Source organism: Skermanella aerolata KACC 11604 (assembly GCF_000936425.1).
Lineage (GTDB): Bacteria > Pseudomonadota > Alphaproteobacteria > Azospirillales > Azospirillaceae > Skermanella > Skermanella aerolata.
Map to the genome: position 1 here is coordinate 1 of NZ_AVFK01000096.1, position 9,285 is coordinate 9,285.

General features: G+C 60.3%; 13 protein-coding genes. 7 read left to right on the forward strand and 6 right to left on the reverse strand.

Translation table 11 applies throughout. The annotated features are described in order from the left end of the window. Positions 1-14: 14 nt before the first annotated feature. A complete protein-coding gene (locus tag N826_RS37525; RefSeq protein ID WP_044437597.1) occupies positions 15-392 on the reverse strand; it encodes a hypothetical protein in 378 nt (125 codons plus the stop codon). A gap of 12 nt (positions 393-404) precedes the next feature. Next, positions 405-617: an RpnC/YadD family protein gene (locus N826_RS37530; RefSeq protein ID WP_044437598.1), complete on the reverse strand. Its 213-nt coding sequence runs from the start codon at positions 615-617 to the stop codon at positions 405-407. 137 nt (positions 618-754) lie between these two features. On the opposite strand from N826_RS37530, the gene N826_RS37535 reads away from it, so the two are divergent. From N826_RS37535 to N826_RS41080, 3 genes are all read left to right on the forward strand, one after another. Continuing rightward, the gene (locus N826_RS37535) at positions 755-1,246 is read left to right on the forward strand and encodes a DUF2141 domain-containing protein (RefSeq protein ID WP_052832765.1); all 492 of its coding nucleotides are present in this window, start codon (positions 755-757) and stop codon (positions 1,244-1,246) included. Positions 1,247-1,374: 128 nt separating this feature from the next. Beyond that, the gene (gene hmpA / locus N826_RS37540) at positions 1,375-2,601 is read left to right on the forward strand and encodes an NO-inducible flavohemoprotein (protein ID WP_044437599.1); all 1,227 of its coding nucleotides are present in this window, start codon (positions 1,375-1,377) and stop codon (positions 2,599-2,601) included. A 230-nt stretch (positions 2,602-2,831) separates the two neighbouring features. Then, positions 2,832-3,713, forward strand: coding sequence for a universal stress protein (locus tag N826_RS41080; RefSeq protein WP_052832766.1), 882 nt, complete (start codon positions 2,832-2,834; stop codon positions 3,711-3,713). Between the two features lie 233 nt (positions 3,714-3,946). Here N826_RS41080 and N826_RS37550 read toward each other — a convergent pair whose 3' ends face one another. The 4 genes from N826_RS37550 to N826_RS42555 form a co-directional block, all read right to left on the reverse strand. Further along, positions 3,947-4,648, reverse strand: a complete 702-nt coding sequence (locus N826_RS37550; protein WP_044437600.1) for a phasin family protein — start codon at positions 4,646-4,648, stop codon at positions 3,947-3,949. Between the two features lie 355 nt (positions 4,649-5,003). Then, positions 5,004-5,159 carry a hypothetical protein gene (locus tag N826_RS43955; RefSeq protein WP_157599422.1) on the reverse strand — a complete coding sequence of 52 codons (156 nt, stop codon included), beginning with the start codon at positions 5,157-5,159 and terminating at the stop codon, positions 5,004-5,006. A 341-nt stretch (positions 5,160-5,500) separates the two neighbouring features. Next, complete coding sequence (locus N826_RS37555; RefSeq protein ID WP_044437601.1) at positions 5,501-6,778, reverse strand: hypothetical protein; 1,278 nt, start codon at positions 6,776-6,778, stop codon at positions 5,501-5,503. Further along, complete coding sequence (locus N826_RS42555) at positions 6,775-7,605, reverse strand: DUF2249 domain-containing protein (RefSeq protein WP_052832767.1); 831 nt, start codon at positions 7,603-7,605, stop codon at positions 6,775-6,777. Before N826_RS42555 ends, N826_RS37555 begins: the two co-directional genes overlap by 4 nt. 537 nt (positions 7,606-8,142) lie before the next feature. Between N826_RS42555 and napE the strand changes: the two genes are divergently transcribed. From napE to N826_RS37575, 4 genes are read left to right on the forward strand one after another with little or no spacing between them, the layout of a single operon-like run. Next, complete coding sequence (gene napE / locus N826_RS45850; protein ID WP_044437602.1) at positions 8,143-8,343, forward strand: periplasmic nitrate reductase, NapE protein; 201 nt, start codon at positions 8,143-8,145, stop codon at positions 8,341-8,343. A gap of 4 nt (positions 8,344-8,347) precedes the next feature. Next, the gene (locus tag N826_RS46215) at positions 8,348-8,629 is read left to right on the forward strand and encodes a 4Fe-4S dicluster domain-containing protein (RefSeq protein ID WP_373866656.1); all 282 of its coding nucleotides are present in this window, start codon (positions 8,348-8,350) and stop codon (positions 8,627-8,629) included. Positions 8,630-8,665: 36 nt separating this feature from the next. Beyond that, entirely contained in the window at positions 8,666-8,863 is a 198-nt protein-coding gene (locus tag N826_RS46220; RefSeq protein WP_373866657.1) for a 4Fe-4S dicluster domain-containing protein, read from the forward strand. Then, positions 8,853-9,083 (forward strand): chaperone NapD, encoded by a 231-nt coding sequence (locus tag N826_RS37575; RefSeq protein ID WP_044437603.1) that lies wholly within the window; start codon positions 8,853-8,855, stop codon positions 9,081-9,083. Before N826_RS46220 ends, N826_RS37575 begins: the two co-directional genes overlap by 11 nt. The last annotated feature ends 202 nt before the right edge of the window (positions 9,084-9,285 follow it).

Here is a 9,285-nt window from a genome sequence, read left to right on the forward strand (position 1 = left end):
TGAAAACATAGCGGTTACCCTACGGTTCGCGCCGACACCGATGCCCGGCATCGACACGGCGCAATGATCCCGCGGGATTCTCGCTTAACCCGCCACCCCAGTTGCCTCACCAATGGGATCCACCTCAGTGTCTGGACAAATGGGTAGTCCTCGTATTTGCTCAGGTCGATCTCGGCGTTCTTCAGCATGGCTAAAATCTCCACTTTCCTTACCGCGCCACACAAGATGATCTTCAGATACGCTTGCGACTTACCTGTTTCATCCATGGCCTCTATTCGACGCTCGACTTCCTGGATGATAGCAGGATTGGTGCCATCCCGACACAGGATAGCCAGCACGTTGTCGTCGATGTTGTCCGATGCAAGGAAGGGGGCGGGATCGAGGCGCCGCATGGCGATCGCGGGCTAGGGTCCGGGTATCATATTGTCCGGAAAATGGATGTCCCAGCCTATTTCAGGCTCATTGCCGGTGTAGACAACAAACTGCTTGATCGGGATGCCCGGACCGAAATGTTCTCGCAGGAACACCCTGTAGATCACCATACGGAAGCCCATGTCGGCTGCCTTCGTGTCCTGATACTCGACATGGACGACATACCTGCCTTCGATGTCGAACACGTAGTCGGAGATGCGCTCCTTGATCGGCCTGAAATGGGTCAGAACGGGATAGATCCCGCAGCAGCCTGTTGAATCGCTTCTATCCTGATCAGTGATGTCCGGTCACGCGTGCCGGAGCCAAAGCGGAGAAGTGTCTGATGAGAGCAGTGCTGACTTTTTTGCTGACCCTGTTCGCTCCCGCAGTAAACGCAAGCGAACTTAGAATTACGGTCGAAGGCATCCGCTCGCCTCAGGGTACACTCCTGATTGGACTTTATGACAGTTTTGAAAGCTTTACGCGCGCCATCGAGTTGTCCGACAAGGACGGGTTCCTCAACGATCCTAGCCGGTTTGCCGCAGTGGCTCTGAGGGCCAACGCCGCGATGAAAAGTGCAGTGGTCCTCACCAATCTCGATCCTGGACAGTACACCATTATCCTGTTTCATGACGAGAACGGGAACGGCAAGCTTGATAAGAATGCTCTGGGCGTGCCTACCGAACCCTATGGGTTCAGCAATAATGTTCGAGGGTTTCTAGGCCCTCCAGACTTCGAAGAAGCGATCATGGAAATCAACGCCGGCGACAAAGCTGTTCGCATTGCCCTGATCTACCATGATCTGACCGGAACATACGACGAAGAGCCGAGGTAAGCGGATTTTGACAGAAGTCTCTGTTGGACTGTCAAATCTTTGCTGGCCTCAGTACACCCCGAAACTCGTGTAGAGCCATTCCCAAGCCGGAACAGGGCGGATAGCCCGACACAAAGAGGAGGTGCCCCATGGCCGATGCTCTCAGCGACAGGACCATCGATATCGTCAAGGCCACCATTCCCGCGCTGGAGAAGGGTGGCACCGCGGTCACCGACCGCATGTACCAGATCCTGTTCACCAATCCGGAAATCCGCGACCTGTTCAACCAGTCCCATCACGGCGAGACGGGCTCCCAGTCGAAGGCCTTGACGGCGGCAGTGATCGCCTATGGCCGCAATATCGACAATCTCGGCGTGCTGGCCTCCAGGGTGGAACGGATCACCCAGAAGCACGTAGCATTGAACATCCTGCCGGAGCACTATCACTTCGTGGCCGAGGCGTTGCTCGGCGCCATCAATGACGTGCTGGGCGACGCTGCCACGGATGAGGTGCTGGAAGCCTGGGGCGAGGCGTACTGGTTCCTGGCCGACCTGCTGATGGCGCGCGAGTCCAACATCTACGCCCGGCTCGCCGCCGCCCAGGGAGGCTGGAACGGCTGGCGCGATTTCACTGTGGAAGCCACCAAACAGGAGAGCGAGGTCATCCGCTCCTTCATCCTGGTACCGACCGACGGCCACGCGGTCATGCACCACCGCCCTGGCCAGTATCTCACCTTTGCGCTGGATGTGCCGGGTGCAGGGCACCTCAAGCGCAACTACTCGATCTCCTCCACTCCCGACGGTCGCTCCTATCGCATCAGCGTCAAGCGCGAGGCGAGGCCGGGTGTGCCTCCTGGCCTCGCCTCAAACTGGCTGCACGATCATGCCGCCCCCGGCACGGCGCTCAAGGTGGCGCCGCCGGCCGGCGAGTTCTTCCTTGATGAGAAGGACGATGGTCCGGTCGTGCTGCTCAGTGGCGGCGTCGGACTCACACCGATGATGAGCATACTGGAAACCATCGCACGGTCGGGCAGCGGACGACCGGTCTGGTACATACATGGCGCCGAGAATGGTCGCGTGCATGCCATGGGCGAGCACGCCCGGGAATTAGCCTCACAGGCCAGCAACATCACGGTGAGCACCTTCTACAACACGCCTGTTCAGGGGGATCAGCTGGGTCTCCACTACGATGAGCCGGGCTTGATCACGGCCGACTGGCTCGCCCGCAACACGCCTACCGAGGAAGCAGCTTACTATCTGTGCGGTCCGCGCCCCTTCCTGCGTGCCATGGTCGGGGGATTGGCGAGAACTGGCGTTCCGCTGGGCAGTATCCACTATGAGTTCTTCGGACCGGCTGACGAGCTGCTCGCGGCCTGAGAGCGGAGAGCTTATCCACCAGGAGGACGCATTCCCAGGTTATCTCATCCAGAGAGCAGGAGATGCCGGGCGGTGGGCGGAAGGCGTCACTGTCCTGGCCCTGACGCCGAGGCCTCGGAACCCTTGCTGAGTTTCCGGGAAAGACGCTGGCGGCTTGACATGAATTTGATTCGGTTCGGATACTCGGCCGCAGCTGCCTTTTCCAACGCGGCAGCACCAGGGAGGGCACGATGATCAGGCATATTCTTGTTCCGTCGAACGGTCTGGAGGCGAACCTTCTGGAGGACGCCTTCAAGCTCGCGAGCCCATTTTCCGCACATGTCGATGTCCTGCACGTGGGATGGGAGGCTACGCGGGAGATGCATTTCTACGATAATCGACTTTCTCCCGAAATGCTCGACACCATAATCAGCCAGGCGCAACGCGAGGCCGACAAGATTTCCATAGCGGCCAGGAATACATTCGATCAGGCCACAACCGCCGCTTCGATCCCTGTCACGACCAAACCCATGGGCTCGGACCGTGTGACGGCTGAGTGGCGGAAGATTACCGGTCCGGTGGCGCGCCTTATCGGTGAGGAAGCCCGCACGGCTGACCTGACGCTGCTATCCCGCCCAACTGACAAGTTCGCGGACCTTGAGATCCTGGAGATCGCCCTGTTCGAGTCCGGCCGCCCCGTACTCCTCAGGGCAGGCGGTATGTCTGAGATAAATAGTTCCGTTGTGATCGGCTGGGATGGCAGCCTGGCGGCGGCCCGGGCCGTGGCAAGCGCCCAGGACTTCATCACGCGGGCGGGCATGGTCACCATCGTGATCGTGGAAGGCGACAGGGAAGATACCTCGCTGGCGGCATTTTCTGGACGTCCGCATCCACGTTCAGAGCATCTTGCCAGGCATCTCGCGTGGCACGGCGTCAAAGCGTCAGTGCTGACCGTTAAGCAGGACGGCAGGTCGGTTGGCGAGGCGCTTGCGACAACCGCCACGGAAATGAAGGCCGGACTATTGGTGATGGGTGGCTATGGTCGCAGCCGCCTCCGCGAGATCATCCTGGGCGGAGCGACGCGGTACATGCTCAATCACCCGATCAACTGTCCTGTTCTGCTGGCCCATTGACGGGAAAGGGTGCCAGCGGGTGATATCACCTCGTTCGACGGAATTCTCGCGACTGCTCCGTCTCGAAAAAGGCCGGGAATGATGTCTGCCCGTCGTCTATCCCAGCTCACCTCTGACGCTTTTCAGTTCCAGCTACACGCGGATAGGCAGTCGGTATAAACGGACAAGCCGCCGGATGGCTTTCACCATCCGGCGGCTTGTCAATCGGTTGCAGGAGCCTGAAGGCTCAGGCGTCAGGCGCTCTGGCGCTGCTGCAGCTTGCCGGCCGCTTCGGCGGCGGTCTCGGCCGAAATCTCCGAGATCCGGGCACTGGTATTCAGCACGGCGCCCAGGCTGTCGTGGAGATAACGAGTCTGGATGTTCAGCAGGTCAGTGGCGTTGCGCACGCGAAGAGCCTGGTTAAAGGTATCGACATTGCGCTTGAACGCTTGCTGACTCTGCTCCACCAGCTCGGTCACGACCGACTGGTAACCCGAAGCCGCCGTGGTGACGACCTGCATGGCGACGCCAAGGTTCTCGCTGGTACGCTGGGTGCCTTCGCGTGCCGCGCGAGCTGCCTGGTCAGCAACCGTGCTGATCTGGCGTGAGGAGCGATCCAGTCCGCGCTGAATCTCCTGGACGCTGGCTTCAGCAACGTGCCGGGCCCGATCGGCGCCGGCGTCGATCGTACGCTGCGCCGCTTCAATGCCCTTGCGAGCTGTCTGGTCAGCCTGTTCGACACTGGCTTCGACGGCACGCTGGGCCGTCTTGGCACCCTTGTCAGCGGCGTCGATGTTGGCGCGGGTAGCTTCCTCGACGTTGGCTTCGACAGCACGCCTGGTCGTCTCGGCACCCTTGCGGGCGACATCAGCGCTGGCACGAGCTCCGGTCTTAGTGGCTTCGACAGCAGCTTCAGTCACGCGGTTGGTCTGGTTCCTGGTCCGATCATCGGCCATGAGTTATTCCTCCAGTTTTATGTTGAGCAAGGCGGATCGCCTCGCCGTTGTCATAGTCTCTATGTTTGTGTGCAGCGCAGCATATCAACCCTTCGAGGCAGATTCATTTTGCATTGCACCATTTGTCGCACGTAAGTCTATGAAGGTTTAAGGGGCGGGCATCAAGGCCGCCATTAATGAATTCCTCGATGACTACGGCGCCTCGGATTATCGGCTCTCTTCATATAGTGGATGCTAGCGGTGCCGACAGCGGGGCAGGGCGGCAGGATGGGTGTCGGGTTTGCGTACGCACGCCTGCCTTGACCCAGCGCTCTAAATATCGAGTGCTGATCGCAAACAGGCTCCGCATTTTCCTTTAGGTCCTGTCACGAACCTCATGCTGCGTATCACCGGTGTCTGTGCCGGTTTCAGCCGCTCCATTCACCTTTCTGGGCTTGGCGTTACCCTTTTGCGGCTCGGCCAGAGCGGCATCGACTTCCATAAAATCTTCCATATCCTGCTGACTTAACATGACAACGCATCCAAGCTTCTAAGGTTTTCGGGAATTTTCATTTCCGGACCAGGGAAGACTGATAATTTCCGGCCTCGGAACGGTCCAAGCTGCACCTGGTGGGAAGGCCTATCTCACCGGCAGGCATGGCAGACTACCAGTGCCTTTCCCTGTTGCCTTACAGGGCGAGACGCTACTACGGGCCGACGAGCAAGCATGCCCTGGCCGTAGCAAGACGATCATTGTGCACTGCAACATATAATGATGAATTCAGTTGTTGCAGCAACTAATAAGGTGAGGAATTGCATAGGTGCCATGCCATGACCTTGCGCGTCAGCATCGACACGATCAACCGCTGGAGGTCAGGGGGAGGTTTTTTCCTTCGATGCAGCGGTGCGGGCTGGGGGAAGAGCCCTGATACGAAGAGAAATGGCGAGTGCGTAGACAATGAAGGCTGCGGCGCCCGCTGCTCCGGCCAGAGCACCGGCGCGGATCAACGCCTCCAGGTCGAATGCCATTCCGGCTCCGGCCATTGCCAGGGCTGCGACGTGGCAGGCTGATTGGGTCTGCAGGATCCGACTGTTGCCAAGTTCTAACACCTTGGGAATGCGCCGTCCGGCTTTTGCCGCGTGGATCGCAGCCAGGAAAGGCAATATCCGCTGGAGCATGCCGAGCACGAGGCTCAGTAGCCAGCCGCCCACCAGTGTCAGCACGAACACGCCGGGTCCCCAGGCAGGCAGTAAATCGAGAGACAGGAGCAGCCCCATCACCAGGCTGAGCGGCAGCATGATCCAGGACAGCCGGATCAGCAGGAATGAGGTGCCGAGATCGCGGCGCTTCCGTTGGCGCATCAATCCTGCCATGTCATGAACATGAAGGCATGCCGCAACGAGACCGACGGAAGCTGCCCCCGCGAAGGCACCGGTGGAAGCCATGACGAGTGCCGCAACCGCGAGGACAAGCACGACATTGGCCTGGCCTTCTGGTTGCGGCGCCACCAGGGCGAACATCGGCACCAGCACCTGTACGAAGCCGGCGGCCAATAGTCCCAGAAAACCATAGCACGCGACCGCCAGATGGATCACTGCCACGGTCCGGTGGTCGTCCAGGTAGCCGTGCGTGAAGTCGCCGAGCAGGGCGAGACCCAGAACCGCCAGTATCACCAGGCAGGCTAATGACGCCCAGAGGTGGCGAACGACCAGCCGGACCTGCGGTTTGGTTCGGTTGGTGAGGAGTAGAGCCAGCCCGACCACCACCACGAACACCAGCAGGGCCAAAGCGACAGCACTTCCGCCGAGCCCGAGCAGCCAGAGATCCGCCATCATCATGCCCCAGCCCAGCACCGCGACGCCGGGCAGCAGCAGCCAGCTGATCAGCCGGCACGGCCACACGGCGGGCAGGTCGGCCTGGATCGCCACCGGCAGCAGCTGGAAGCCGACGCCCACGGCCGTGACGGTCAGAACGCCCAGCGTCATCAGGTGCAACCCCGCGACCGGCAGGCCAAGCCCGCCCCCCGCGGAGGCCAGGATCGGCGCACTGGCCGCCATTGCCGTCCATCCCAGCAGGTGGAACAGCAGGGCGGCCGCCAGGAAGCGGAACGGGATTGAGGCCGGCAGCAGCCGGGCTCCAGGAGATATCACGAGGGTTCCCGTACCAGCCTGATCCGGACTTCACCCTGCAAGTGCTCGACCGACAAACACGACCAGCCCCGCTCAGCCAGCATAGGATAAAGGAAGACCGGTTCGCGGTCGTGATGGAGCACAAGGTTGTCAGTTTCGCCCTGGTCGATCAGGTCGAGCACCCGAGTCAGCGGCTCCGGCGGCTGCAGGCCTCGAACGTCCAGATGGATGCCATCGGCGTCATTCCACGGCTCGGGTCCGTGGCGCGGCATGGGCTCGTCGGTCTCCGCTTCGACCTGCAGTATCATCTCGCGCCGCCAGCAGATGCGCCAGTGGGACGGACCGAACTGGCGGCCCAGCGAGGTGAATCCCTTTTTGGCAAGCACCCGGCGCAACGGTGCCGGGTCGAACGGCGCATCGACCACCATGAAACCGCCCGGCTGCACCTGGGCTGACATGGACATCACCTGGGAGAACGGATCTTGCCCCGATGCCAGGAGAGGCCGCACGTCCAGGTGAGGGGCGGACAGGCGCTCAGCCTGCTCGAACCAGTCGCCGGCTGTCTTTCCTTCCCTCGGAGAAGGACGATCAGGCTCAGGATCGCTTGTGCTCTCAGATGCTGGCGCTTCTTCCCGCAGCACCCTGCACAACGTTTCGAATGATACGCCGGCGACCCGCGCCGCCTCGCCCAGCCGAATTTGTCCGGTCATGGCGTGTCTGTGGGCTGGATCGAGCAGCCCGGCCAGCGCCTGATTGAGGGTGGACAGCCTTTCAACTGCATCGGCGTTTCCAGCGATTGCGTCGGCTAGCAGCATGTCGGGGTCAAGCGGATGTGTCGGGGCGCTCATCATCAACTCCAGGGAATTTGATCCAGATTATGCAGCATTGCGCATGCTGTTCTTTGACCGCAATCAAGCCGAAGGAAATTCTTTTCGTTTGATCAGGGTCATTAAGACGGCGCATGCCCAATAGGTGCTCACGGGGATCGAGGTCGATCACGAGCACATGGGTGCGCTATAGCCTTCCCGGAACTTGAGGATCTCAAGCCACGTCCTCGATTTTGCGGTCCGTCTGTGCATCTCGAGTCAAGATGAAATCGGCCAAAGTTTGCTCTAGCGCAACGTTTTCCAGTTTTTAGCTGGTTAAAGCGGAAACTATTTCTCTTTCAGAGCGAATACCTGGCAATTGAACCCCTAAGGACCATAAAAAATGGCGACTCGAAAAATAAAAAAAGCTGAAAATTGTTGTCTTATCCTAACCGGAGGTTTTTGCTGCGCACATGATTGTCGGAATTAATTTTTTCTGTTCCATTCGGGATCTGACGCGCTATGGTGCCTGGAAACCAGGCAGAAACCATCCTAAAGACAGCCCGGGGAAGAGCGGTAATGATTCATGAAAACTCCATCGATCATCCGACTGATGCCCCTCCTGTTGATTCCGCGGCCAGACGGCGGGAAATAATCATGTTCCTGGTTCTCGCCTTCGTCATCTGGCCCTTTGTCGCCATAGCGGTCGTGGGAGGCTATGGCTTCATCGTGTGGATGTACCAGACCATCGCAGGACCTCCCGGCCCGCCGCCGGTCTGAAACCATGCTGGAAAACAGGATCGATCCTGCCCGTCGTAGCCTGCTCAGAGGGCGGCTGCGACCGGCACCTGCGCCGCTCCGGCCACCGTACGCTCGCAATGACCGAGTGCTGGAAGCCTGCACGCGCTGCGGAGCCTGCGCGGCCGCATGCCCGGAAGGCATCATCGTCGCCGGTGACGGGGGTTATCCGGAAGTAAGCTTCCAGACCGGTGAATGTACCTTCTGCGGCGATTGCGCCGGAACTTGCCCGGCTTCCGTGTTCGACCTGACGCAGGGCGCTCCCTAGTCCCAGGTGGCGCGCATCGCCGCCTGCTTCGCCAGGATGGGCATCGTTTGCCAGAGTTGCCGTGACGCCTGTCTAACCGAGGCAATCATATTCACGGCGACGCGTGGCCGGCCATCCCAGCCGCACGTCAAGACAGATACCTGTATAGGGTGCGGCGCGTGTGTTTCCCCCTGTCCGGCGGGAGCCGTGACAGTGATCCCCGATGAAGCTTTGGAGACATCCGATGCTGCCTGATGAAGTCCATATCTCCAGTCTGATCGTACAGGCCATGCCCGACACCATGCCGGCTGTCGCGGCCTCTGTCCTGGCCATGCCGGGGCTGGAGATCCATGCCGCGGCGGAGGGGAAAATGGTGGTCGTGCTGGAAACCGCCGATGAAGGAGAAATCGTCGCCCGTATCAGCGAGATCAACCTGCTGAACGGCGTCATGTCGGTTAACCTCGTCTATCACTAGGTGGATAAGGGCGACGCAGTTATTGAAATAGGGGAGGGGCAGTCGTGAAACTGACACGTCGGGACTACATCAAGGCCAAGGCGGCCATCACGGCCGCGGCCGCGGCGCAGATCAGCCTTCCGGCCGCAGCCCAGCAGTCCCTGGTCGCCGGCCAGGACGCCAAGCTCAAATGGTCCAAGGCGCCGTGCCGGTTCTGCGGCAC

Excerpts from the sequence above, each read along its gene's own strand:
- N826_RS37525 (WP_044437597.1), bottom strand. The coding sequence starts at position 392 with ATGCGGCGCCTCGATCCCGCCCCCTTCCTTGCATCGGACAACATCGAC.
- N826_RS37535 (WP_052832765.1), top strand. The coding sequence starts at position 755 with ATGAGAGCAGTGCTGACTTTTTTGCTGACCCTGTTCGCTCCCGCAGTA.
- hmpA (WP_044437599.1), top strand. The coding sequence starts at position 1,375 with ATGGCCGATGCTCTCAGCGACAGGACCATCGATATCGTCAAGGCCACC.
- N826_RS41080 (WP_052832766.1), top strand. The coding sequence starts at position 2,832 with ATGATCAGGCATATTCTTGTTCCGTCGAACGGTCTGGAGGCGAACCTT.
- N826_RS37550 (WP_044437600.1), bottom strand. The coding sequence starts at position 4,648 with ATGGCCGATGATCGGACCAGGAACCAGACCAACCGCGTGACTGAAGCT.
- N826_RS43955 (WP_157599422.1), bottom strand. The coding sequence starts at position 5,159 with ATGTTAAGTCAGCAGGATATGGAAGATTTTATGGAAGTCGATGCCGCT.
- N826_RS42555 (WP_052832767.1), bottom strand. The coding sequence starts at position 7,605 with ATGAGCGCCCCGACACATCCGCTTGACCCCGACATGCTGCTAGCCGAC.
- napE (WP_044437602.1), top strand. The coding sequence starts at position 8,143 with ATGATTCATGAAAACTCCATCGATCATCCGACTGATGCCCCTCCTGTT.
- N826_RS46215 (WP_373866656.1), top strand. The coding sequence starts at position 8,348 with ATGCTGGAAAACAGGATCGATCCTGCCCGTCGTAGCCTGCTCAGAGGG.
- N826_RS46220 (WP_373866657.1), top strand. The coding sequence starts at position 8,666 with ATGGGCATCGTTTGCCAGAGTTGCCGTGACGCCTGTCTAACCGAGGCA.
- N826_RS37575 (WP_044437603.1), top strand. The coding sequence starts at position 8,853 with ATGCTGCCTGATGAAGTCCATATCTCCAGTCTGATCGTACAGGCCATG.